This is a genomic window from Enterobacter sp. GER_MD16_1505_Eko_090, from assembly GCF_003331015.1.
Lineage (GTDB): Bacteria > Pseudomonadota > Gammaproteobacteria > Enterobacterales > Enterobacteriaceae > Enterobacter > Enterobacter roggenkampii.
The window spans coordinates 80,862-105,950 of record NZ_PUQF01000006.1 but is presented as its reverse complement, the minus strand read 5'-3'; the positions used below and the strand labels follow the sequence as shown (position 1 = coordinate 105,950).

The 25,089-nt window shown below is 55.9% G+C and carries 20 protein-coding genes; 10 read left to right on the top strand and 10 right to left on the bottom strand.

Features of this window, described 5'->3' with window-relative positions:
• Positions 1-47 precede the first annotated feature (47 nt).
• A complete protein-coding gene (locus C6A40_RS08735) occupies positions 48-599 on the top strand; it encodes a YcbK family protein (protein WP_008499951.1) in 552 nt (183 codons plus the stop codon).
• Between the two features lie 20 nt (positions 600-619).
• Positions 620-1,267: an MBL fold metallo-hydrolase gene (locus C6A40_RS08730; RefSeq protein ID WP_045334146.1), complete on the top strand. Its 648-nt coding sequence runs from the start codon at positions 620-622 to the stop codon at positions 1,265-1,267.
• A gap of 48 nt (positions 1,268-1,315) precedes the next feature.
• On the opposite strand, the gene aspC is transcribed toward C6A40_RS08730, so the two are convergent.
• From aspC to pncB, 4 genes are all read right to left on the bottom strand, one after another.
• A complete protein-coding gene (gene aspC / locus C6A40_RS08725; protein WP_008499949.1) occupies positions 1,316-2,506 on the bottom strand; it encodes an aspartate transaminase in 1,191 nt (396 codons plus the stop codon).
• A 184-nt stretch (positions 2,507-2,690) separates the two neighbouring features.
• Positions 2,691-3,809, bottom strand: coding sequence for a porin (locus C6A40_RS08720; protein ID WP_045334147.1), 1,119 nt, complete (start codon positions 3,807-3,809; stop codon positions 2,691-2,693).
• Positions 3,810-4,415: 606 nt separating this feature from the next.
• Positions 4,416-5,816, bottom strand: coding sequence for an asparagine--tRNA ligase (asnS, locus tag C6A40_RS08710; RefSeq protein WP_021240867.1), 1,401 nt, complete (start codon positions 5,814-5,816; stop codon positions 4,416-4,418).
• 166 nt (positions 5,817-5,982) lie between these two features.
• Positions 5,983-7,185, bottom strand: a complete 1,203-nt coding sequence (pncB, locus tag C6A40_RS08705) for a nicotinate phosphoribosyltransferase (protein ID WP_045334149.1) — start codon at positions 7,183-7,185, stop codon at positions 5,983-5,985.
• A gap of 254 nt (positions 7,186-7,439) precedes the next feature.
• On the opposite strand from pncB, the gene pepN reads away from it, so the two are divergent.
• The gene (gene pepN / locus C6A40_RS08700; protein WP_032651183.1) at positions 7,440-10,052 is read left to right on the top strand and encodes an aminopeptidase N; all 2,613 of its coding nucleotides are present in this window, start codon (positions 7,440-7,442) and stop codon (positions 10,050-10,052) included.
• A gap of 50 nt (positions 10,053-10,102) precedes the next feature.
• On the opposite strand, the gene ssuB is transcribed toward pepN, so the two are convergent.
• From ssuB to ssuE, 5 genes are read right to left on the bottom strand one after another with little or no spacing between them, the layout of a single operon-like run.
• Positions 10,103-10,873, bottom strand: coding sequence for an aliphatic sulfonates ABC transporter ATP-binding protein (gene ssuB / locus C6A40_RS08695; protein ID WP_045334779.1), 771 nt, complete (start codon positions 10,871-10,873; stop codon positions 10,103-10,105).
• Positions 10,870-11,661, bottom strand: a complete 792-nt coding sequence (ssuC, locus tag C6A40_RS08690) for an aliphatic sulfonate ABC transporter permease SsuC (RefSeq protein ID WP_008499943.1) — start codon at positions 11,659-11,661, stop codon at positions 10,870-10,872. The genes ssuB and ssuC overlap by 4 nt, the downstream gene beginning before the upstream one ends.
• Before the next feature lie 9 nt (positions 11,662-11,670).
• Positions 11,671-12,816 carry an FMNH2-dependent alkanesulfonate monooxygenase gene (gene ssuD, locus C6A40_RS08685; protein ID WP_045334777.1) on the bottom strand — a complete coding sequence of 382 codons (1,146 nt, stop codon included), beginning with the start codon at positions 12,814-12,816 and terminating at the stop codon, positions 11,671-11,673.
• Positions 12,813-13,775, bottom strand: coding sequence for a sulfonate ABC transporter substrate-binding protein (locus C6A40_RS08680; RefSeq protein ID WP_045334775.1), 963 nt, complete (start codon positions 13,773-13,775; stop codon positions 12,813-12,815). The genes ssuD and C6A40_RS08680 overlap by 4 nt, the downstream gene beginning before the upstream one ends.
• Positions 13,768-14,343, bottom strand: coding sequence for an NADPH-dependent FMN reductase (gene ssuE, locus C6A40_RS08675; RefSeq protein ID WP_008499940.1), 576 nt, complete (start codon positions 14,341-14,343; stop codon positions 13,768-13,770). Before ssuE ends, C6A40_RS08680 begins: the two co-directional genes overlap by 8 nt.
• Positions 14,344-14,592: 249 nt before the next feature.
• Between ssuE and pyrD the strand changes: the two genes are divergently transcribed.
• Positions 14,593-15,603, top strand: coding sequence for a quinone-dependent dihydroorotate dehydrogenase (pyrD, locus tag C6A40_RS08665; protein WP_008499939.1), 1,011 nt, complete (start codon positions 14,593-14,595; stop codon positions 15,601-15,603).
• A 166-nt stretch (positions 15,604-15,769) separates the two neighbouring features.
• Positions 15,770-16,312 carry a cell division protein ZapC gene (gene zapC, locus C6A40_RS08660; RefSeq protein WP_032651189.1) on the top strand — a complete coding sequence of 181 codons (543 nt, stop codon included), beginning with the start codon at positions 15,770-15,772 and terminating at the stop codon, positions 16,310-16,312.
• On the opposite strand, the gene C6A40_RS08655 is transcribed toward zapC, so the two are convergent.
• Positions 16,309-17,418: a YcbX family protein gene (locus C6A40_RS08655; RefSeq protein ID WP_045334773.1), complete on the bottom strand. Its 1,110-nt coding sequence runs from the start codon at positions 17,416-17,418 to the stop codon at positions 16,309-16,311. The two genes, zapC and C6A40_RS08655, sit on opposite strands and share 4 nt — an antisense overlap.
• Before the next feature lie 98 nt (positions 17,419-17,516).
• Here C6A40_RS08655 and rlmKL point away from each other — a divergent pair, with 98 nt between their 5' ends.
• The 5 genes from rlmKL to pqiC are packed head-to-tail and all read left to right on the top strand — an operon-like array spanning position 17,517 to position 25,020.
• Positions 17,517-19,625 (top strand): bifunctional 23S rRNA (guanine(2069)-N(7))-methyltransferase RlmK/23S rRNA (guanine(2445)-N(2))-methyltransferase RlmL, encoded by a 2,109-nt coding sequence (gene rlmKL / locus C6A40_RS08650; protein ID WP_021240859.1) that lies wholly within the window; start codon positions 17,517-17,519, stop codon positions 19,623-19,625.
• A 12-nt stretch (positions 19,626-19,637) separates the two neighbouring features.
• Entirely contained in the window at positions 19,638-21,545 is a 1,908-nt protein-coding gene (locus C6A40_RS08645; RefSeq protein WP_025912950.1) for an ABC transporter ATP-binding protein, read from the top strand.
• Positions 21,546-21,558: 13 nt separating this feature from the next.
• A complete protein-coding gene (pqiA, locus tag C6A40_RS08640; RefSeq protein ID WP_008499934.1) occupies positions 21,559-22,812 on the top strand; it encodes a membrane integrity-associated transporter subunit PqiA in 1,254 nt (417 codons plus the stop codon).
• Positions 22,813-22,816: 4 nt separating this feature from the next.
• Positions 22,817-24,457: an intermembrane transport protein PqiB gene (gene pqiB / locus C6A40_RS08635; RefSeq protein WP_008499933.1), complete on the top strand. Its 1,641-nt coding sequence runs from the start codon at positions 22,817-22,819 to the stop codon at positions 24,455-24,457.
• The gene (gene pqiC / locus C6A40_RS08630) at positions 24,454-25,020 is read left to right on the top strand and encodes a membrane integrity-associated transporter subunit PqiC (protein WP_008499932.1); all 567 of its coding nucleotides are present in this window, start codon (positions 24,454-24,456) and stop codon (positions 25,018-25,020) included. The genes pqiB and pqiC overlap by 4 nt, the downstream gene beginning before the upstream one ends.
• The last annotated feature ends 69 nt before the right edge of the window (positions 25,021-25,089 follow it).

The window sequence follows — 25,089 nt, the reverse complement described above, 5'->3', positions numbered from 1 at the left end:
GTGCGCTATGCATATTACGATTTCTTTTACCTGTAGACCTGATTATCATGGACAAATTTGACGCTAATCGCCGCAAACTGCTGGCGTTAGGTGGTGTTGCGCTTGGCGCAGCGGCCATCTTGCCGACGCCAGCATTTGCCACCCTCTCGACACCTCGTCCGCGAGTTTTAACGCTCAACAATCTCCATACCGGTGAGTCGCTAAAAGCGGAGTTCTTCGATGGCAGAGGCTATATTCAGGATGAATTAGCAAGACTTAACCATTTTTTCCGTGATTTCCGCGCGAATAAAATAAAAGCCATCGATCCAGGACTGTTTGATCAGCTTTACCGCCTTCAGGGCCTGCTGGGCACCAGCAAGCCGGTGCAGCTTATTTCTGGTTATCGCTCTGTTGATACCAATAATGAACTGCGCGCCCACAGTCGCGGGGTAGCCAAAAAGAGCTATCACACGAAGGGACAGGCAATGGATTTCCATATTGAAGGCGTTTCGTTAGCCAATATTCGCAAAGCTGCGTTATCTATGCGCGCAGGTGGTGTAGGATATTACCCCAGCAGCAACTTTGTGCATATTGATACCGGTCCGGTTCGGCACTGGTAATAACGAAACACAGGAGCAGTATGAACTATCGTATTATTCCGGTTACCGCGTTCTCCCAGAATTGTTCACTCATCTGGTGCGAACAGACTAAACTGGCCGCGCTTGTCGATCCCGGCGGTGACGCTGAGAAGATCAAGCAGGAAGTCGCCGACAGCGGCGTGACGCTCATGCAGATTTTACTGACGCATGGTCACCTCGACCATGTGGGCGCAGCGGCTGAACTGGCTGAACACTACGGCGTGCCGATTGTCGGTCCGGAAAAAGAAGATGAGTTCTGGCTGCAGGGATTACCTGCCCAAAGCCGCATGTTTGGCCTGGATGAGTGTCAGCCCCTGACGCCCGATCGCTGGCTGAATGAAGGAGCACGCGTTAGCATAGGGAATGTGACTTTACAGGTGTTGCATTGTCCTGGGCATACGCCAGGCCATATCGTCTTCTTTGATGACCAGTCCCGTCTGCTGATCTCCGGCGATGTGATTTTCAAAGGTGGCGTAGGACGCAGCGATTTTCCGCGCGGCGATCACGGGCAGCTGATTCAGTCGATTAAACAGAAGTTATTGCCGCTGGGTGATGATGTGACGTTTATCCCTGGGCACGGTCCGATGTCGACGCTGGGCTATGAACGGCTCCATAATCCGTTCCTTCAGGATGAAATGCCTGTCTGGTAACCCGAATAAAAAAAGCCTGCATAATGCAGGCTTTTTTGTGGGCGCAAATTACAGTACGGCGACAATCGCTTCGCACAGCGGCGCCATGTTGTCAGGCGTCATGCCTGCAACGTTCACGCGGCCAGACGCCACGGCGTACACGCCGAATTCTTCACGCAGACGCAGAACCTGCTCTTTGGTCAGGCCGCTGAACGAGAACATGCCGTTCTGTTTGATGATAAAGCTGAAGTCGCGATCCGCGCCTTTCTCCGCCAGGGTGTTCACAAACAGCAGGCGCATGCGCTGAATACGCTGACGCATATCGTTCAGCTCTTGTTCCCAGATGGCGCGCAGCGCATCGTTGCTCAGGATAGTCGCAACAACAGAGGCACCGTGTGCCGGCGGGTTAGAGTAGTTAGCGCGGATAACGGATTTCATCTGGCTGAACGCGCGATCGACGGTCTCATCGTTAGCCGCAACCAGCGTACAGGCACCTACACGCTCATTGTACAGACCAAAGTTCTTGGAGTAGGAGCTTGCAACGATCAGCTCCTGATGCACTGCGGCGAACGCGCGCAGGCCTTCGGCATCTTCTTCCAGACCACGGGCGAAGCCCTGGTAGGCAAAGTCAAACAGCGGCAGCCAGCCTTTTTCTACGGACAGCTTCGCCAGATGTTCCCACTGCTCAAGCGTTGGATCGATACCGGTTGGGTTGTGGCAGCAGCCGTGGAACAGCACCACGTCACCTGCTTGCGCCTCACTCAGGCTCGCCAGCAGGCCGTCAAAGTCCAGAGAGTGGTTTGCTGCGTCGTAGTAGGCGTATTCACGCACTTCCAGACCCGCAGAGTTAAATACGCTCTTGTGGTTCGGCCAGCTTGGATTGCTTACCCAGACACGCTTCACAGAGGTGTTTTTCGCAAGGAAATCCGCCGCCACGCGCAGCGCGCCGGTACCGCCCGGGGTCTGTGCCGTACGGGCACGTTTGTCACTCACAATTGCACTGCCTTTACCGAACAGCAGCTCCTGGGTGCAGCGACCAAATTCAGGGATACCATCAATACCGAGGTAGTTTTTGGTGGTTTCGTTTTCCAGCAGATACTGCTCAGCTTTCTTAACGCTGGTCAGTACCGGAGTTTTGCCGGTTTCATCTTTATATACACCAATACCCAGGTTGATTTTGCCAGGGCGGTCGTCGGCACGAAACAGATCGGCCAGGCCCAGAATCGGGTCGGCAGGAGCGGCGGTAATGTTCTCAAACATGACGAAGTTCCATTGTGATTACAGAAGTGAAATCCGCTATCAGGTTAACGGTAGATTTACAAAATGCCAACCGTTTGCGACGAAAAGCGTGCGGCTTTTCAAAAGTCGCCATTATTTTCTGTCAGGCATAAAAAAACAGGGCCGAAGCCCTGTTCATTAAGCATATAACAAAGTGGTGTACTGATTAGAACTGGTAAGTCACACCCACAGCTGCCATATCGTCGTTGCCGTTCAGGCCGCCAACGGTTTGCGCGTAGTCTGTGTCTTTGTCCAGCAGGTTGATGTAGTAGTCAGCCCACACGTTGAAGTTTTTGTTGAAGTAGTAAGTTGCGCCAACCTGGATGAATTTAGCCAGATCTGCATCGCCACCTTTGAAGGTGCCTTTAGAGTTGGTCACGCCAGCCAGGTCTTTACCTTTGGTCTGCACGTAGGAGATTGCTGGACGCAGGCCAAAATCGAACTGGTACTGAGCAACAACTTCGAAGTTCTGCGTTTTGTTAGCAAAACCAGCATCGCCATCAGACCCGGTACGGGTGGTGTTACGGGTTTCAGCATAGGTGGTTGCCAGGTAGATGTTGTTGGCATCGTATTTCAGACCCAGACCCCATGCTTCAGCTTTGTCGCCTTCGCCGTCAGCTTTCTGATCCAGAGTACGGTTAGCGTTGCTATAAGATGCGATTGCACCGAAGCCTTCGCCGAAATCGTAACCCAGAGAGTAGCCTACGCCGTCACCGTTAGAGGTTTTAACGTCAGCACGGTCGTTTTTGCCCTGGTACTGAACGCCCAGGCTCAGGCCGTCAACCAGACCGAAGAAGTTGCTGTTACGGTAGGTCAGCAGACCGGTGCTGCGGCTGGTCATAAAGTTATCAACATAGTTACCGCCCCAGGTCATACCAGAGAAGGACGGCGCCATATCGGTGTAAGATTCTACGTCGTAAACGATACCGTAGTTACGACCGTAGTCGATGCTGCCAGCGTCGCCCGCTTTCAGACCAGCGAAAGCCAGACGGTTTTTGTTTTTCTGTGCAGAGTTTTCTGCATCGCTAGCCACGAAACGGTATTCCCACTGGCCATAACCTGTCAGTTGGTCGTTGATCTGAGTTTCGCCTTTGAAACCGATCTGCGCGTAAGTAGCGTCGCTATTGTTTGTGCTATCACCGGAAGTCACGAAGTCGTGCTCGGCGTTAACTTTACCGTAGAAGTCCAGCTTGTTGCCGTTCTTGTTATAGATTTCTGCAGCGTTGGCTGCACCGGCTACCAGCAGGGCAGGGATTACCACTGCCAGAATATTGCGCTTCATCATTATTTATTACCCTCATTGGTTTTTTTATGACACTCGCCACTGCCGTCAATAAATTCTGTCAATAAATATTTCCGGAACTATTGATGAGAGTTTGGTGTCTTTATGTATCTGACAGGCATCTTTCCATTCGCCGAAGCGTTTCGCTAGCCTGAAAGTGCTACAATTCTCAAGATTGAGTAACCAAAAGAAAATATATGTAACTAAATGTGTATTTTTGGGAACTTTGTGAACCACCTCAAACTTCAGAACGCCCTGGTGAATTAAGCGACAGCATCTATCCTATATATATGAATTCCTTATGATTAATTTGGATAAAGGCAATTCATATAAACAGACGATAAACGACTCGTTTTTTCTTATGACGCCGAAAAGCCTTCTGGATGGCTGTAAAATTGGTTGAAATTTGTGCTATTGCTTGGGGATGTAATAAGCGCAATAAGAATGGGGTTTATTTTTTGTGGCTGGATATTTCGCGGAAACAAAACGTAACAGGTAGTGGTTGTGACGGGGTGAAGGTTTGAAGATGCTGACTTTACGCTGACGAAAACTGACAATACAGGATAAAATAATGGCCAGCACAGGCTGGCCATTTTAGTCTTTTACCGATTAGAAGCTGGCGTTACGTGGCGTACGTGGGAACGGAATCACGTCACGAACGTTCTGCACACCGGTCACGTAGGCAATCAGACGCTCAAAGCCCAGACCAAAACCGGCGTGCGGTACGGTACCGTAACGACGCAGATCGCGGTACCAGCTGTAGTCCGCAGGGTTAAGACCCATCTCTTCCATACGCGCGTCCAGCACGTCCAGACGCTCTTCACGCTGAGAGCCACCGATGATTTCACCGATGCCCGGCGCCAGGACGTCCATCGCTGCCACGGTTTTACCGTCTTCGTTAAGGCGCATATAGAAGGCCTTAATGTCTTTCGGGTAGTTTTTAACGACAACTGGCGCTTTGAAATGCTTCTCGGCCAGATAGCGCTCGTGCTCAGACGCCAGGTCTACGCCCCAGTAAACCGGGTTCTCGAACTTCTCACCGCATTTCTCGAGGATCGCCACCGCGTCGGTGTAGTCCACCTGCGCAAAATCGGCAGAGACGAAGCGCTCCAGACGGGCTACCGCGTCGCTGTCTACGCGCTCGGCGAAGAATTTCATGTCGTCCGGACGCTCTTCCAGCACCGCTTTGAAGACATATTTCAGCATCGCTTCCGCCAGACCCGCGACATCGTCCAGGTTGGCGAACGCCACTTCAGGCTCCAGCATCCAGAATTCCGCCAGGTGACGGCTGGTGTTGGAGTTTTCGGCACGGAAGGTAGGGCCAAAGGTGTAGATTTTAGACAGCGCGCAGGCGTACGTTTCGCCGTTGAGCTGACCGGATACGGTCAGGAAGGCCTCTTTACCAAAGAAGTCTTTGTCATAGTCCACTTTACCTTCCGGGGTGCGCGGCAGGTTTTCGAGATCCAGCGTTGAGACGCGGAACATCTCACCGGCGCCTTCCGTATCGGACGCGGTGATCAGCGGGGTAGACACCCAGAAATAACCCTGCTCATCGAAGAAACGATGCAGCGCCTGCGCCAGCGTATGACGTACGCGAGCAACCGCACCAATCAGGTTGGTACGTGGACGAAGGTGCGCCACTTCACGCAGATACTCAATGCTGTGACGTTTAGCCGCCATCGGATAGGTATCCGGATCTTCAACCCAGCCGGTGACTTCAATGGCAGAAGCCTGAATTTCGAAACTCTGACCCTGGCCCGGGGATGCCACGACCACGCCGGTGACGATAACGGAACAGCCCGTCGTCAGGTGCAGAACGTCATCATTGTAATTGGGCAGAGAATTATTAATGACGGCCTGTACAGGATCAAAGCAGGAACCGTCATAGACGGCAAGGAAGGAGATGCCAGCTTTAGAATCTCGGCGGGTACGCACCCATCCGCGCACGGTGACTTCTGAGTCAACGGCGACACGGCCCTGGAGTACGTCGGCTACAGGCACAACGCTCATAATATTCTCTCTGTTAATAGTCGGAAAAAATAAACACTTGTCCACCCTTATGGGGGGATATCTATGTTACCTGCCATCCGCTATCAGACAAGTAAATTTCGCGGTCAAAAGGGAAGAATTGAGAAATAAATAAGAAGAGGGGAGCCATGAAGGCTCCCTTAAGCGCTTAACTGGCTTTTTTGATCTGGGGAAGATCGAAGGCTTTGCGCAACGCGCGGACAAACGCCTTGTCATGGCAGATGGTTTTGCCCGGGCTGTCGGAGAGTTTCGCCACCGGTTTGCCATTACATTCCACCAGCTTTATCACGATATTCAGAGGTTTTACCTGAGGAATGTCGCAGGTTAACCGGGTACCGATCCCGAAGCTCAGGTTCACTCTGGCGTTGAAATGGCGATAGAGTTCGACGGCTTTCGCCAGATCGAGATTATCGGAGAAGACCAGCACCTTGCTCATCGGGTCAATGCCCAGTTTCTCGTAATGGGCAATCGCCTTCTCACCCCACTCAACCGGATCGCCGGAATCGTGGCGCAACCCCTGATAACGCTCCGCAAATTCAGGTCCAAAGTCGCGCAGGAAGGCATCCATCGTAATACAGTCCGTGAGGGCAATTCCGAGTTGATTCGGGTACTCCGCAAGCCATGCGGCCAGCGCTGCGCGCTGGCTGTTGGCGAGGTCAGGGCTGATCTGCTGATGCGCCTGGAACCACTCGTGCGCCTGGGTACCCATGGGCGTCAGATTGAGGCGACGGGCCAGATCGTAGTTACTGGTGCCCACGAACCACGGCTCCTGCTGCAGACGTTTAACGATGGCCTCCTGTACGTCGCGCGAAAAACGGCGGCGGGTGCCAAAGTCCATCAGGCGGAAGCGGGACATGTCCAGCCCTGCGGTCAGCGTGGAGAAGTCAGCGAGTTTCTTTTCCAGCGAGGCCACCGCCTGCGCTACGCCCGTTTCCGGGGAACGGTAGCGGTGAGCCAGTTCACTGATTACCGCCAGAAGCGGCACTTCCCACATGATCACTTCCCGCCACGGACCTGAAAGGCGAATATCCAGCTTGCCGTTATCGTTAACCACGGTGACCTGCTCCGGCTTATAGCGGAAGTCGCGCAGCCAGTTCAGGTAGTCGGCTTTGAAGAAAGGCAGGCCAGAAAGCCACTGATATTCCTCGTCCTGCAGCGTCAGATGCTGCATAGCATTGACCTGTTCACGAATGGCGTCTGCGTAGATACCGAGCAAGTCGTCGCCACGGCAGCGGAATTCCGCCGCGACATGAACGTCATAGTAATGGTGGAAAACGGCTTGCTGCATGTGCAGTTTATACGCGTCGGTATCCAGCAACGTATGCAGAACTGGAGAAGCGAATTGAGTCATAGGTGCGCAGTAGCATCCTCTCACAGGAGCGTTTAGTACAATAAACAACTCCGGAGTATACCTTGTTTAGTGATTTATTGAACCCCGATCACAACATAAGCGCGTTTTATGGTCGAGGGCATTTTGTGCCCCGTGTTATACAAATGTAGCAAAAAAAGGTGTTGACCCTGAAAAGATGAACATTCTGCATAGCGCGTTTTGCGCAACAGGAATATATTGAAACGTTACTCGACAAACGATGCATAAGGTTTTCTATGACACAACAGCCACAAGCCAAATACCGCCACGACTACCGTGCGCCGGATTATCTGATTAGCGAAATCGATCTGACTTTTGACCTGGATGCCACTAAAACCGTTGTCACGGCGGTGAGTCAGGTGACGCGCCACAGCGCAACTGCTGTGCCGCTGCGTCTGGATGGCGAAGACCTGACGCTGGTCTCCCTGCATATTAATGATGAAGCCTGGTCAGACTATAAAGAAGAAAACAACCAGCTGGTCATCGACAACCTGCCGGAACAGTTTACGCTGCGCATCGTGAATGAAATCAGCCCGGCCGCCAACACCGCGCTGGAAGGGCTTTACCAGTCAGGCGTGGCGCTGTGTACCCAGTGTGAAGCGGAAGGGTTCCGCCACATTACCTGGTATCTCGACCGCCCGGACGTCCTCGCGCGCTTCACCACCAAAATCATCGCCGATAAAACCCTGTATCCCTTCCTGCTCTCCAACGGCAACCGCGTAGGCGAAGGCGAGCTGGAGAATGGCCGTCACTGGGTTCAGTGGCAGGATCCGTTCCCGAAACCGTGTTACCTGTTTGCGCTGGTGGCGGGGGACTTCGACGTGCTGCGCGACACCTTCAAAACGCGCTCAGGCCGCGAAGTGGCGCTGGAGCTGTTTGTTGACCGTGGTAACCTGGACCGCGCGCCGTGGGCGATGACCTCGCTCATCAACTCCATGAAGTGGGACGAAGAGCGCTTTGGCCTCGAATATGACCTCGACATCTATATGATCGTTGCCGTTGATTTCTTCAACATGGGCGCAATGGAGAACAAAGGCCTGAACGTCTTTAACTCCAAATACGTGCTGGCGCGCACCGATACCGCCACCGATAAAGATTATCTCGATATCGAACGCGTCATCGGCCACGAATATTTCCACAACTGGACCGGTAACCGCGTCACCTGCCGCGACTGGTTCCAGCTGAGCCTTAAAGAGGGCCTGACCGTCTTCCGTGACCAGGAGTTCAGCTCCGATCTGGGTTCACGCGCGGTGAACCGCATCAATAACGTGCGTACCATGCGCGGCCTGCAGTTTGCGGAAGATGCCAGCCCAATGGCGCACCCGATCCGTCCGGATAAAGTCATCGAAATGAACAACTTCTACACCCTGACGGTGTATGAGAAAGGCGCTGAAATTATCCGCATGATCCACACCCTGCTGGGTGAAGAGAACTTCCAGAAAGGGATGCAGCTCTACTTCGAGCGTCATGACGGCAGCGCGGCCACCTGCGACGATTTTGTGCAGGCGATGGAAGATGCTTCTAATGTCGATCTTTCCCACTTCCGCCGCTGGTACAGCCAGGCCGGTACGCCAGTTGTTACCGTCAAAGACGACTACAATCCGGAAACCGAGCAGTACACGCTGACCATCAGCCAGCGCACGCCGCCGACGGCAGAGCAGGAAGAGAAATACCCGCTGCATATTCCGTTCAGCATTGAGCTGTACGATAACGAGGGCAAAGTCATTCCACTGCAGAAGGGCGGCCACCCGGTACACCACGTGCTGAACGTGACCCAGGCCGAGCAGACCTTTATCTTCGATAACGTCTACTTCCAGCCGGTGCCTGCGCTGCTGTGTGAATTCTCCGCGCCGGTGAAGCTGGAGTACAAGTGGAGCGATCAGCAGCTGACGTTCCTGATGCGTCACGCCCGCAACGACTTCTCCCGCTGGGATGCGGCGCAAAGCCTGCTGGCGACCTACATCAAGATCAACGTAAACCGTCACCAGCAGGGTCAGCCGCTGTCGCTGCCTGTTCACGTGGCTGACGCGTTCCGCGCGATCCTGCTGGATGAGAAGATTGACCCGGCGCTGGCCGCTGAAATTCTGACCCTGCCGTCAGCAACGGAAATCGCGGAGTTGTTCGAGATTATCGATCCGATCGCGATCGTGGCGGTGCGTGAAGCGCTGACCCGTACGCTGGCTGCTGAACTGGCGGACGAGTTCCTCGCCATTTATAACGCCAACAAGCTTGACGCTTATCGCGTTGAGCACGCGGACATTGGTAAACGTTCTCTGCGTAACACCTGCCTGCGCTATCTGGCGTTTGGTGAAACCGAGCTGGCGAACACCCTGGTGAGCAAGCAGTATCACGAGGCGGATAACATGACCGACGCGCTGGCCGCGCTGGGCGCAAGCGTTGCCGCCGAACTGCCGTGCCGCGATGCGCTGATGCAGGAGTATGACGACAAGTGGCATCAGGATGGTCTGGTAATGGATAAGTGGTTCATCCTGCAGGCGACCAGCCCGGCGGCCGATGCGCTCAGCAAGGTGCGCAGCCTGCTGAAGCATCGTTCCTTTACCCTGAGCAATCCAAACCGCGTGCGCTCGCTGATTGGCGCGTTTGCCAGCAGCAACCCGGCCGCATTCCACGCCGAAGACGGCAGCGGTTATCAGTTCATGGTGGAAATGCTGACCGAGCTGAACAGCCGTAACCCGCAGGTGGCGTCGCGTCTGATAGAGCCGCTGATCCGTCTGAAACGCTACGATGAGAAGCGTCAGGCGAAGATGCGTGCCGCGCTTGAGCAGCTGAAAGGGCTGGAAAACCTGTCTGGCGATCTGTACGAGAAGATTGCTAAAGCGTTAGCGTAATAAAAGTTTACCCTCCCTCTCCCTGTGGGAGAGGGCCGGGGGTGAGGGCATCAGGCATTAGCCTTAGCTCGCTGTAACTCCGTGCTCCCGCGTTTCATCACCCGATCCAGCACTTCTGCCTCCAGCTCCGCCAGTCTTGCCGAGCCCACGCGACGAGGCCGTGGAAGATCCACCGTCAAATCCAGACCGATTTTTCCTTCCTCTATTAACAGCACCCGGTCGGCCATTGCGACGGCTTCGCTCACGTCATGCGTCACCAGCAGTACCGTAAAGCCGTGCGTCTGCCAGAGGGAACCAATCAAATCCTGCATTTCGATTCGCGTCAGGGCGTCGAGCGCGCCCAGTGGTTCATCGAGCAAGAGCAGGCCCGGACGGTGAATCAACGCCCGCGCCAGCGCCACGCGCTGCTTCTGCCCACCCGAAAGGGCAGCAGGCCATTCATCGGCGCGATTTTCCAGCCCAACGGCGGCCAGCGCCTGGCGGGCTTCATCCCGCCAGTTACCCTTAAGACCGAGCCCGACATTGTCGATAACCGATTTCCACGGCAGCAGGCGTGCATCCTGGAACATCATGCGGGTATCGTCCTGAATATTCGAAAGCGGCGTCGTTCCTGCCAGAATGTCGCCGCCGTTGGGGGCTTCCAGTCCGGCCAGCAGCCGTAGCAGCGTACTCTTGCCGCCGCCGCTGCGCCCGACTACGGCCACAAACTGTCCGGCGGGAATATGCAGATCCAGCCCGTTAAGAATGGTGTTATCGCCGTAGCGTTTGGTGACACCGTTCAGCAGTAACGGGGTCCCCTGATTCAGTCGTGCAGTATTCATGCTTTCGCCTCCTGAAGGGTATAGGCCGGATTCCAGCGCAGCCAGCTGCGCTCCAGCCACTGGGCGCTGACGTCAGCGAGTTTGCCGAGCAGGGCATAAAGGATAATGGCAACTACCACCACGTCCGTTTGCAGGAATTCGCGGGCGTTCATTGCCAGATAACCAATCCCGGAGTTGGCTGAGATGGTTTCCGCCACAATCAGCGTCAGCCACATCAGGCCGAGCGCGAAACGCACCCCGACCATAATGGAGGGCAGGGCGCCCGGCAGAATCACGTGAACAAAGAGGGAAAAACCCGATAAGCCGTAGCTGCGCGCCATCTCCACCAGACCACGATCGATATTGCGGATGCCGTGCCAGGTGTTGATGTAAATCGGGAACAGCGTGCCCAGCGCCACGAGGAAGATCTTGGCGCTCTCATCAATCCCAAACCACAGAATGACCAGCGGGATCAGCGCCAGATGCGGCACGTTGCGCAGCATCTGGATGGAGGTATCCAGCAGCCGCTCGCCCCAGCGTGAAAGGCCGCTCACCAGACCCAGAACCAGCCCGATACTGCCGCCGATGGAAAACCCGATCGCGGCGCGCCAGGAGCTGATCGCCAGATGCTGCCACAGCTCTCCGCTGACGCTCAGCGACCAGAACGCTTCTACAACGCCCTCCGGAGAGGGCAGAATGCGGCTCGACAGCCAGCCGGTGGACGATGCGAGCTGCCAGAGCGCCACAATGCCGACGGGTAAAAACCACGGCGCGGCGCGCAGCAGCCATTTTTGTGAGGTGGCAGACATGGTCCCTCCTTAGCTCTGTGCGGCTTTGCGTGGAATAAATTCGTTTGCCACGGCTTCGCCCTGCAGCTGGAGCGGCTGCGGCTGCGGAACCTCCGGAATGGCGACATCAAGATGCGGGAACAGCAGCTCGCCGACCTTGTACGCCTCTTCCAGGTGCGGATAACCGGAGAGAATAAAGCTGTCGATACCCAGTTCGGCGTATTCATTGATGCGCGCGGCCACGGTCGGGCCGTCGCCGACCAGCGCCGTACCCGCACCGCCGCGCACCAGACCGACGCCCGCCCACAGGTTCGGGCTGATCTCCAGATTCTCGCGCTTGCCGTTGTGCAGGGAGGCCATCCGGTGCTGCCCGACAGAGTCGGTTTTGGCAAACGCGGCCTGCGCCTTTGCGATGGTCTCGTCGTCCAGATGGGAAATCAGGCGGTCAGCGGCCTGCCAGGCTTCATTATTGGTTTCACGCACAATCACGTGCAGGCGGATACCGAAGCGCACCTTGCGGCCATGGGCGGCCGCTTTCGCGCGGACCTGAGCGATTTTTTCTTTCACCAGCTCAGGCGGTTCGCCCCAGGTCAGATAGAGGTCGACCTGCTCCGCCGCCAGATCCTGGGCTACATCCGACGACCCGCCAAAATAGAGCGGCGGGCGCGGCTGCTGCACCGGCGGGAAGTAGAGCTTCGCGTCGCGAACGTGAATATGCTTGCCTTCAAAGGTGACGGTTTCCCCTTCCAGCAGGCGTCGCCAGACGCGGGTGAATTCGGCGGAGGCCTCATAGCGTTCGGTATGGTCGAGGAACACGCCGTCGCCCGCCAGCTCCTGTGGATCGCTGCCCGTCACCAGGTTAAACAGGGCGCGGCCGTTGGACAGCCTGTCCAGCGTGGCCGCCTGACGTGCCGCCACGGTAGGGGAGACGACGCTCGGGCGTAACGCCACAAGGAACTTCAGGCGCTGGGTGACCGGGATCATCGACGCGGCGACCAGCCAGGCATCTTCACATGATCGTCCGGTCGGGATCAGCACCCCGGTGAAACCGATTCGGTCCGCCGCCTGTGCAATCTGCTGCAGGTAGCCATGGTCAACCGGGCGTGAACCCTCTTCTGTACCAAGATAGTGTCCATCACCGTGGGTGGGTAAAAACCAGAAAAGATTCAGACTCATGATTTAGCTCCTTCTTTGCCTGCGGGTTGCCAGATGCGTTCGCGAATAGTGACCTGTTTTGGAACCAGGCGGTTTTGATAGAAGAGGTCAGCCGTTTGTTGCTGAAGTGCGGCGACGTGTGCGTCCACCGGCGTAATGGTGGTCGGCGGACGGTGGTTGAGATAGCTCGCGATCACCGGCTCAGGTAAGCCCATGGTTTTCGCCAGCAGGGCAATGCTCTCCTGACGCTGGCTCTGAGTCAGGGCATCGGCCTGGGTAAAGGTATCCAGCACGCCCTGAATAAATGCGCCGTTCTTTTCCGCATAAGGGCGCGCGGCCAGATAGAACGAGCCGGTCTGCTTCAGCGTGGTACCGTCTTTCAGCACGCGAACGCCACCCTGCAGCAATGCGGCGGAGTAGTACGGGTCCCAGATGGCCCAGGCATCAACGTTCTTCTGCTGGAACGCGGCGCGCGCGTCAGCGGGAGTCAGGTAGACGGGCTGAATGTCGGTGAACTTAAGCCCGGCCTCTTGCAGAGCGCGTAGCAAAAGGTTGTGTGAGCTGGAACCTTTCTGGAAAGCGACCTTATGGCCTTTAAGATCGGCGACGCTTTTAATGTCGCTGTTTTCAGGCACCAGAATGACTTCGGCCTTAGGCTTTGGCGGCTCAACGCCAACGTAGAGGAGGTCCGCTCCCGCGGCCTGGGCGAATATAGGTGGGATATCGCCCGTGCTGCCGAGATCGATACTGCCCACGTTCAGGGCCTCCAGCATCTGCGGGCCGGCCGGGAACTCCACCCAGGAGAATTTGGTGTTCGGGAAGCGTTTTTCCAGAAGCTGGTGGCTTTTTGCCAGCACCATGCTGACGCTGCCTTTCTGATACCCGATACGTAAACTTTCCGGAGCCGTTTCTGCGGCATGGGCCAGCGAGGTAAGCGCCATCAAACCGGCCAGTCCGATGCGGGTTAACGTTTTAAACATGTGCGACTCCTTGAGGCTGACCAAACGCCGGGGCCTGGATATCCCGGCGATGCAGGGCATGCCAGAACGTTTCCAGAGCATTATCGAGGCGGGTTTGCAGGTTAGGCGTAAAGTGGGGTTTGTGTTGATAGTCGATGACCTGCGAGTCATCGGCGAAAACGCCGTGGAGGATCTCCTGCGCTTTCAACGCGTTCAGCACCGGCTTCAGGGCATAATCCACGGCCAGTAAATGGGCAACCGTACCGCCCGTTGCCAGCGGCAGCACCACCTTGCCGTCCAGCGCGCGTTCCGGAAGCAGATCGAGCAGGGTTTTCAGGGCCCCGGAAAAGGAGGCCTTATAGATGGGCGTTGCTACGATCAGGCCGTCCGCGCCGTTAAGTTGCTCAATGAGGGTTTTCAGCGCAGGGCTGTCGAAACGGGCGTAGAGCAAATCTTCAGGTTCGAAGTTATGCAGGTTCCAGTGGCACACTTCCACATCCAGAGCATTCAGTTTTTCACGGGCATATTCCAGCAGGGCGCTGGAGCGCGAAGGGAATCGTGGACTTCCGGCCAGGGTAATGACGCGCATACTTCCTCCTTATAACTAATTGTTTGCTTTTATCTAACATTCATAACAATTTTAAGGAGTGTGACACCGCGCGTTTATTCCACTAAATGATTTATCTGCAATTAAAATGCGAAAAAGTGCATAAGAAATGGACGGGGAGGTAAACGATTGCGTTTTACGCGGTTTTTTTTGCCGCAGGTCAATTCCCTTTCGCGATGGGATCGCCCATAATCCCCTCCCGGTTTGCACACCGGGAATCCAGGAGAGTTCATGTACTACCCCTTCGTTCGTAAAGCCCTTTTCCAGCTCGATCCTGAGCGCGCTCATGAATTTACATTCCAGCAATTACGTCGTATTACCGGCACGCCTCTGGCCGCGCTGGTGCGCCAGCATGTGCCGGTAAAACCTGTGCAGTGCATGGGGCTGACTTTTAAAAATCCGCTGGGTCTGGCGGCCGGTCTGGACAAAAATGGCGAGTGCATTGATGCCCTGGGCGCGATGGGCTTTGGCTCCATTGAAATCGGTACCGTCACCCCGCGCCCGCAGCCGGGAAATGACAAACCGCGCCTGTTCCGACTGGTGGAAGCCGAAGGGCTGATCAACCGCATGGGCTTCAACAACCACGGTGTTGATCACCTGGTCGAGAACGTAAAAAAAGCCCACTTTGACGGAATACTGGGCATCAATATCGGCAAAAATAAAGACACGCCGGTCGAGCAGGGTAAAGATGACTATCTGATTTGTATGGAAAAAGTCTACGCCTATGCCGGTTATATTGCGGTGAATATTTCCTCACCCAATACCCCGGGCCTGCGATCCTTACAATATGGTGAAGCGCTGGACGATCTTCTGAGTGCCATTAAAAATAAGCAAAATGAACTCCAGGCGATCCACCACAAATATGTTCCGGTCGCGGTTAAGATCGCCCCGGATCTTTCTGCCGAAGAATTGATCCAGGTTGCCGACAGTTTGGTTCGCCATAATATTGATGGTGTAATTGCGACCAATACCACACTCGATCGTTCCCTCGTGCAGGGAATGAAAAACTGTGACGAAGCGGGTGGGTTAAGTGGCCGTCCGGTGCAATTAAAAAGCACCGAAATTATTCGCGCCCTGTCTGCGGAATTAAATGGCCGCCTGCCGATTATTGGCGTCGGCGGCATTGACTCCGTGATTGCTGCGCGTGAGAAGATGGCGGCGGGTGCGTCACTGGTGCAAATCTATTCCGGCTTTATTTTTAAAGGGCCGCCGCTGATTAAAGAAATCGTTACGCATATCTAATCTTTTCTCGTAATCAGACAACCGGGGCTTTATTTCCAGCCCTGGTTGTTTTATATTCCGTCACTGTTGCTTATTTAGACATTATAGTCTTTTATTAATGGTGTTATAAACGAAGCGGCAAACAGGACATTTTTAGTACAGGACGTTTCGGGGACGGGAGAGAAACATGCGAATTAAACCTGACGATAACTGGCGCTGGTATTTTTGCGATGAGCATGACCGAATGATGCTCGACTTAGCCAATGGCATGTTGTTTCGCTCTCGTTTTGCCCGCCGAATGTTAACCCCGGACGCTTTTTCCCCGTCAGGCTTTTGCGTTGACGACGCTGCGCTTTATTTCTCCTTTGAGGAAAAATGTCGCGATCTGGTGCTCTCGAAAGAGCAGCGCGCCGAGCTGGTATTAAATGCGCTGGTGGCTATCCGTTTCCTGAAGCCGCAAATGCCAAAGAGCTGGCATTTCCTGCCGCACGGCATGAACTGGACCCCGGCAACGGGCGATGCGGCCAGCGTCAACCTGAGCGATACCGCAGAAGAGGTGAGCCTGCTGGTGGTGGAGCCAGGCGAAAATGCCGCGCTCTGCCTGCTGGCCCAGCCTGGCGTGACGATTGCCGGGCGGACGATGCAGCTCGGGGATGCCATTAAGGTCATGAACGACAGGCTGAAGCCCCAGCTTCGCGTGGATGCCTTCAGCCTCGAGCAGGCGGTTTAAGCTTCCAGCTGTACGGACGTTTTCGGGACGCAGCTACAGCACAGAATTGTGCCGTCATTTCCAATTGCCGACTTTTTCAACGCACTCACTTCGCCATCCACCAGTCTGATACGACAGCATCCGCAAATGCCCGCGCGGCAGGAATAGGGTATGCGGATCCCCGCTTGTTCCAGTTGCTCAAGCAGTACCTGCTGGTTGTTACCCCGGATAACGTTGCCCTGCCAGTGAATATCTACCGCAGAGGCGACGTTCGTCTCAACGTCGACAAGCTCCTCCTCCTGACCCGAGCCGTACACTCTTGCTGGCCCACGGGCAAGAATTTCGACCTCATCGCCGACGCGGATCGCGCCGCTGGAGCGTGGGATCAGATTCTGGCCGAAATCGACATCGCCATTATCCTGCGCGGTGCGGAATGATTGCAGGGTTTTCAACGGTTCGCCGGAAGGATGCTTCTGGCCTTTCTCCGGGCTCACCGTCGTGAAAATGCAGCGGCTGCAGGGCTTCACCACGTCAAAAATGACGCTGCCGATGCGGATCACTTTCCAGGTATCTTCGTCCCAGGCCTCGGCACCCGTCACCACCAGGTTCGGACGGAACTGTTCCATCTGAACGCTGGCTTTGCAGCGGCCTTGTAAATCACGCAGCGAGGCTTCGTTCGTCAGCAGGAACGGGAAGCCATCGGCGAAGGAGAGGGGAACGGCGTCGTGTCGCTTCACGCGACGCGTCAGTTCAGGTCCAACCCAGCGCAGCTGCACGTCGCGGGAGAAGAAGCCGCTTAACCAGCGGTTAATTTCATCCGGGGCGATGCGCGCGGTAAAGTGGTTCCCCCACACTTCCGTTGGCGCATCGACGGGCGCAAAATCAGCAAAGCGAATCACCGCGCTGGAACCGTCCGGCGCGGTAAGGTGCAAACCGTCGTGAAGCGGGGAAGGGGTAAAGCGAACCATCTGAGGGAACTGGCGTGCGGTAATAAACGTACCGTCAGGCTCGGTGACCATAAAAATTCGATCGAAGGCGAATCCGCTCATGTCGGCCAGCGCGTGAGAGACGCCGATGCCGCGCATGGATTTCACCGGATGAATAAAAAGCCTGGATAACGTCGCCACTGCACACTCCCTCGAATGAAAATAAGCCTTCAACTTTATGACATACACGCCATATTAGCTATAATGCGCGACAATTTTCTAAGAGTAAAAGTGACGATATGAATTCTCTGTTTGCCAGTACGGCCCGTGGGCTGGAAGAGCTGTTAAAAACTGAACTGGAAAGCCTGGGCGCACAAGAGTGTCAGGTGGTTCAGGGTGGTGTCCATTTTGAGGGCGACACGCGGCTTATTTACCAGAGCCTGATGTGGAGCCGCCTGGCGTCGCGCATCATGCTGCCGATGAAGGAGTGCAAGGTTTATAGCGACCTTGACCTCTACACCGGCGTACAGATGATCGACTGGACAGAGATCTTCACCCCGAATGCCACCTTTGCGGTCCATTTCAACGGCGTGAACGACGAGATCCGCAACAGCCAGTACGGTGCCCTGCGCGTAAAAGACGCCATTGTGGACTGCTTTACGCGAAAAAATAAGGAACGTCCGAACGTCGATCGTGAAAACCCGGATCTGCGTATTAACGTCTGGCTGAACGGCGACACGGCGAGTATCTCTCTCGATCTGAGCGGCGCGGGCCTGCACCTGCGCGGCTACCGCGATCGTACCGGCATGGCACCCATCAAAGAGACCCTGGCGGCCGCCATTGTGATGCGCTCCGGCTGGCAGCCGGGCACGCCGCTGCTCGACCCGATGTGCGGTTCCGGTACCCTGCTGATTGAAGCGGCCATGCTGGCCACCGACCGCGCCCCGGGGCTGCATCGCGGCCAGTGGGGCTTCAAAGGCTGGGCGCAGCACGATGAAGCGCTCTGGAAAGAGGTCAAAGACGACGCGCAGACCCGCGCACGTAAGGGGCTGGCGGAATATACCTCTCATTTCTACGGCTCCGATAGCGACCCTCGCGTCATTGAGCGCGCGCGCAGCAACGCCCGCCGTGCCGGTATCGGCGAGCTGGTCACCTTCGAAGTGAAAGACGTGGCGAACCTGACCAATCCGCTGCCAAAAGGCCCGTACGGTACCGTGATCAGCAACCCGCCATACGGCGAACGTCTCGACAGCGAACCGGCGCTGATTGCCCTGCACAGCCTGCTGGGCCGCAACATGAAGGACCACTTCGGCGGCTGGAACCTGTCTCTGTTCAGCGCCTCGCCGGAACTGCTGAGCTGCCTGCAGCTGCGTGCCGACCGCCAGTTTAAGGCGAAAAACGGCCCGCTGGACTGCGTGCAGAAAAACTACCATCTGGCGGAGAAGGCGGCCGACAGCAAGCCGTCCGGCGTGGCGGAAGATTACGCTAACCGTCTGCGCAAGAACCTGAAGAAATTTGAGAAGTGGGCGAAGCAGGAGGGCATTGAATGCTACCGCCTGTATGATGCCGACCTGCCGGAGTACAACGTGGCGGTTGACCGCTACGCGGATTGGGTGGTGATTCAGGAATATGCGCCGCCGAAAACCATTGATGCGCAAAAAGCGCGTCAGCGCATGCTGGACGTTATTGCCGCCACCATCGCCGTGCTGGGTATTGCGCCAAACAAGCTGGTGCTGAAAACCCGCGAGCGTCAGAAAGGGAAAAATCAGTACCAGAAGATGGGCGAGAAGGGCGACTTTATCGAAGTGGGCGAATATAACGCCCGCCTGTGGGTCAACCTGACCGACTATCTGGATACCGGCCTGTTCCTCGACCACCGTATCGCCCGCCGCATGCTGGGCCAGATGAGCAAGGGCAAGGACTTCCTGAATCTCTTCTCCTATACCGGCAGCGCCAGCGTGCATGCGGGTCTGGGCGGCGCGCGCAGCACCACCACGGTGGATATGTCCCGCACCTATCTGGAGTGGGCGGAGCGCAACCTGCGTCTTAACGGCTTAACCGGGCGTCAGCATCGCCTGATGCAGGCTGACGTGCTGGGCTGGCTGCGCGACACCGACGAGCAGTTCGACCTGATCTTTATCGATCCGCCGACCTTCTCCAACTCCAAGCGTATGGAAGATAGCTTTGACGTTCAACGCGATCACCTGCGCCTGATGACCGACCTGAAGCGCCTGCTGCGTAAAGGCGGCACCATTATGTTCTCGAACAACAAACGCGGCTTCCGTATGGATCATGACGGCTTAGCAGCCCTGGGACTGAAAGCACAAGAAATCAGCCAAAAAACGCTGTCTCAGGACTTTGCCCGTAACCGTCAAATCCATAACTGCTGGTTGATTACCGCGGTCTGAAAGGAAAAATAAATGTCTTTAATTAGTATGCACGGCGCGTGGCTCTCTTTCAGCGACTCACCGCTTCTCGACAATGCAGAGCTGCACATCGAAGATAACGAGCGCGTCTGTCTGGTGGGCCGTAACGGCGCGGGTAAATCCACGCTGATGAAAATCCTTAACCGCGAACAGGGCCTGGATGACGGGCGCATTGTTTACGAACAGGATCTGATTGTCTCCCGCCTGCAGCAGGATCCACCGCGTCACGTGACCGGCAGCGTATACGATTTCGTGGCGGAAGGGATCTCCGAGCAGGCTGAATACCTGAAGCGCTATCACGAGATTTCGCATCTGGTGATGACCGATCCGAGCGACAAAAACCTCAACGAACTGGCGAAAGTGCAGGAGATGCTCGATCACCACGGTCTGTGGCAGCTTGAAAACCGCATTAATGAAGTACTGGCGCAGCTCGGTCTGGAACCCGATATGGAGCTGTCGGCGCTCTCCGGCGGCTGGCTGCGTAAAGCGGCCCTGGGTCGTGCGCTGGTCAGCGGGCCGAAGGTGCTGCTGCTGGACGAACCGACGAACCACCTGGATATCGAAGCGATCGACTGGCTGGAAGGCTTCCTGAAAACCTTCAGCGGCACCATCATCTTTATCTCGCACGACCGTTCGTTTATTCGCAATATGGCGACGCGCATTGTCGACCTCGACCGCGGCAAGCTCGTGACCTATCCCGGCGATTACGATACGTATCTGCTGGAAAAAGAAGAAAACCTGCGCGTGGAAGAGCTGCAGAATGCGGAGTTTGACCGCAAGCTGGCGCAGGAAGAAGTCTGGATCCGCCAGGGCATCAAAGCCCGCCGTACCCGTAACGAAGGCCGCGTGCGCGCCCTGAAGGCGATGCGTCGCGAGCGCAGCGAACGCCGTGAAGTGATGGGCAGCGCCAAAATGCAGGTGGAAGAGGCGTCCCGTTCCGGCAAGATTGTCTTTGAAATGGAAAATGTTAACTATCAGGTTGACGGTAAAGTGCTGGTGAACGATTTCTCGGCGCAGGTTCAGCGCGGCGACAAAATTGCGCTCATCGGCCCGAACGGCTGCGGTAAAACCACGCTGCTGAAACTGATGCTCGGCCAGCTGCAGGCCGATAGCGGCCGCATTCACTGCGGGACCAAGCTGGAGGTCGCCTACTTCGACCAGCACCGCGCGGAGCTGGATCCGGACCGTACGGTGATGGACAACCTCGCCGAAGGCAAGCAGGAAGTGATGGTGAACGGCAAGCCGCGCCACGTGCTGGGCTACCTGCAGGACTTTCTGTTCCATCCGAAGCGCGCCATGACGCCGGTGCGCGCGCTGTCAGGCGGTGAGCGCAACCGTCTTCTGCTGGCGCGCCTGTTCCTGAAGCCAAGCAACCTGCTGATCCTCGATGAACCGACCAACGATCTGGATGTCGAAACGCTGGAACTGCTGGAAGAACTGATTGACGGTTATCAGGGCACCGTGATGCTGGTCAGCCACGATCGTCAGTTCGTTGACAACACCGTGACCGAGTGCTGGATCTTCGAAGGTGAAGGGCGAATTGGTCAATATGTCGGCGGTTATCACGATGCAAAAGGGCAGCAGGCACAGTCGCTGGCGACGAAGCAGTCAAAGTCCAAAATAAGTTCTGAACCTGCTGTAACAAAAGCAGAAACTGTCAAGAAAACCTCGGCTAAACTAAGCTATAACCTGCAGCGCGAACTGGAGGGGCTGCCGCAGCGGCTTGAAGAGCTGGAGGCTGCGCTTGAGGATCTGCAAAAACAGGTTGCTGATGCGTCATTCTTTACCCAATCGCATGACTATACTCAGAAAGTATTGGCTGAAATGTCCGCGGCTGAAAAAGCCCTGGAAGACGCCTTTGAGCGCTGGGAGTACCTTGAGTCTCTGAAAAACGGCGCATAAACAGGGATAACATATGTGTGACCAGCACCATGCCGACAGGCATATTTTATGCTCGCAATGCGATATGCTCGTGGCGTTGCCAGAGCTTGGTCACGGACATAAAGCCCTGTGTCCACGCTGTGGCGCGACGTTGACAACCGAGTGGGACGCGCCGCGGCAGCGTCCTACTGCTTACGCGCTGGCAGCACTGTTCATGCTGCTGCTCTCTAATCTCTTCCCCTTCATCTATATGAAGGTGGGGGGGATCACCAGTCAGGTGGATCTGCTTGAAATCCCGGGCGTGATGTTCTCGGAAGATTACGCCAGCCTGGGGACCTTCTTTCTCCTGTTTGTCCAGATAGTCCCGGCTTTTTGCCTGGTCGTCATCCTTTTGCTGGTGAACCGCGTCAGGATGCCGGCACCGCTGAAAATCCGACTTGCGCGTATTCTGTTTCAGCTCAAAAGCTGGGGGATGGCCGAGATCTTTCTGGCGGGGATCCTGGTCAGTTTCGTGAAGCTGATGGCCTACGGCGACGTGGGGATTGGCAGCAGCTTTATTCCCTGGTGTCTGTACTGCGTCCTGCAGCTGCGCGCTTTCCAGTGCGTGGACAGACGCTGGGCGTGGGATGATATCGCCCCGGCACCGACGCTTGCGCAGACGGTGAAGGTCGGCGTGCCCGGCATTCGTCAGGGGCTTCGCTCGTGCCCGTGCTGTACCGCCGTGCTGCCCGCCGATCTCGACGTTTGTCCGCGCTGCGAAACGAAAGGGCACGTGCGCCGTAAAAATAGCCTGCAGTGGACGATGGCGCTGCTGGTCACGTCCGTCATGCTGTATCTGCCAGCCAATATTCTGCCAATCATGATCACCGATTTGCTCGGCGACAAAATGCCCTCGACGATCCTGGCCGGGGTGATACTGCTCTGGGGCGAAGGTTCCTATCCGGTCGCTGGCGTCATCTTTATCGCCAGTATTATGGTGCCCACCTTAAAAATGATCGCCATCGCCTGGCTCTGTTGGGATGCGAAAGGTCATGGGAAACGCGACAGCGAACGCATGCACCTGATTTATGAAGTGGTCGAGTTTGTCGGACGCTGGTCAATGATTGACGTGTTTGTCATCGCCGTTCTCTCTGCGCTGGTGCGGATGGGCGGTTTGATGAGTATTTATCCTGCGATGGGGGCTTTAATGTTTGCACTGGTCGTGATCATGACCATGTTTGCGGCCATGACCTTCGACCCTCGTTTATCGTGGGATCGTGAGCCTGAATCAAGCCATGAGGAAGAGTAAGAGCATGGAAAATAAGAGTGGAGAGGCGAAAGTGCAGAAGGTCAAAAACTGGTCTCCGGTGTGGATTTTTCCCATCGTGACTGCGCTGATCGGTGCCTGGATCCTGTTTTATCATTACAGCCATCAGGGGCCGGAAGTGACGCTGATAACCACCAATGCCGAGGGGATTGAGGGCGGTAAAACGACCATCAAAAGCCGTAGCGTGGATGTGGGCGTGGTGGAAAGCGCAACCCTGACCGACGATTTAACCCATGTGGAGATTAAGGCGCGCCTGAATGCCGGCATGGAAAAACTGCTGCACGGCGATTCCGTTTTCTGGGTCGTTAAGCCGCAGGTGGGGCGTGAAGGGATCAGCGGCCTGGGGACGCTGCTCTCGGGTGCCTACATTGAGCTGCAGCCGGGCGCTAAGGGTAACCAGCCGGCCCAATACCAGCTTCTGGATTCACCGCCGCTTGCACCGCCTGATGCCAAGGGCATCCGCGTGATCCTCGACAGCAAAAAAGCAGGTCAGCTCACGGCGGGCGACCCGGTTCTGTTCCGCGGCTACCGCGTCGGGTCGGTTGAGAAAAGCACGTTTGATCCACAGAAACGCGCGATCAGCTATCAGCTCTTCATTAATGCGCCAAACGATCGCCTGGTCACCAGCAACGTCCGCTTCTGGAAAGACAGCGGGATCGCGGTAGATCTGACTTCGGCAGGCATGCGCGTTGAAATGGGTTCGCTGACCACGCTGTTTGGTGGCGGCGTGAGTTTTGACGTGCCGGAGGGCCTGGATTTAGGGCAGCCGGTCGCAGAGAACACCGCGTTCCGTCTCTTTGACGATCAAAAAAGCATTCAGGATGCGCTCTATACCGATCACGTTGACTTCCTGATGTTCTTTAAAGACTCCGTTCGCGGCCTGCAGCCGGGGGCGCCTGTTGAGTTCCGCGGCATTCGTCTCGGTACGGTTGGGCAAGTGCCGTTCTTCGTTCCGGGCCTTCAGCAGGTGCTGGATGATGATTACCGCATTCCTGTACTGATCCGCATTGAACCAGAGCGTCTGCTTAATCAGATTGGTGAAAATCAGGATATCGCGACTCATATCACCCAGCTGATGGAACGCGGTCTGCGCGGGTCGCTGAAAACCGGCAACCTGGTCACCGGTGCGCTGTATGTGGATATGGACTTCTACCCGAAAGCACCGCCGATTACCGGTATCCGTGAATTCGGTGGCTACAAGATCATCCCAACGGTGAGCAGCGGTCTGGCGCAGATCCAGCAGCGTCTGATGGAGACGCTGGATAAGATCAACAATCTGCCACTGAATCCGATGATTGAAGCGGCAACAAACTCGCTGAGCGAAAGCCAGGCAACGATGCGCCGTCTGCAAACCACGCTGGATAACATCAACAAGATTACGGCGAGCCAGAGCATGCAGCAGCTGCCGCAGGACATGCAGAAAACGCTGCGTGAGCTGAACCGCAGTATGCAGGGCTTCCAGCCGGGATCAGCGGCCTATAACAAGATGGTGGCAGATATGCAGCGTCTTGATCAGGTCCTGCGTGAACTGCAGCCGGTGCTGAAAACGCTCAACGAGAAGAGCAATGCGCTGGTGTTCGAAGCGAAAGATAAAAAGGATCCTGAGCCGAAGAGGGCAAAAGAATGAAAAAATGGCTATTGATGGTTGGCGCTCTGCTGTTAACGGCATGCAGTTCAGGGGGAGATAATAAAAGCTATTATCAGCTGCCTGTGGCAACCCACAGCGGCGGGCAAAGCACGGCGAGCCAGGGGAACCGCCAGCTGTGGGTTGAGCAGGTCGCCGTGCCGGATTATCTGGCAGGAAACGGCGTGGTCTATCAGACAAGCGACGTGAAATACGTGATTGCGACCAACAACCTGTGGGCCAGCCCGCTGGATCAGCAGCTGCGCAACACGCTGGTGGCTAACCTGGGCAGTCAGCTTCCGGGGTGGGTAGTCGCATCGCAGCCGCTGGGTAACGATCAGGATACGCTGAACGTCACCGTAACGGGCTTCCACGGCCGTTATGACGGTGCGGTGGTCATCAGCGGGGAGTGGTTGCTGAACCATCAGGGGCAGCTGATTAAGCGTCCTTTCCATCTGGAGCTGAAGCAGCAGAAAGATGGCTATGACGAAATGGTGAAAGTCCTGGCTCAGGGATGGGCGCAGGAGTCGGCCAGTATCGCGAGAGAGATTTCCCGACTGCCATAAGTAAAATTCATCATCAGAAACCGCAATCGGTCTGTCGCTGATTGCGGTTTTTTTTCGTTTTCAACTCAG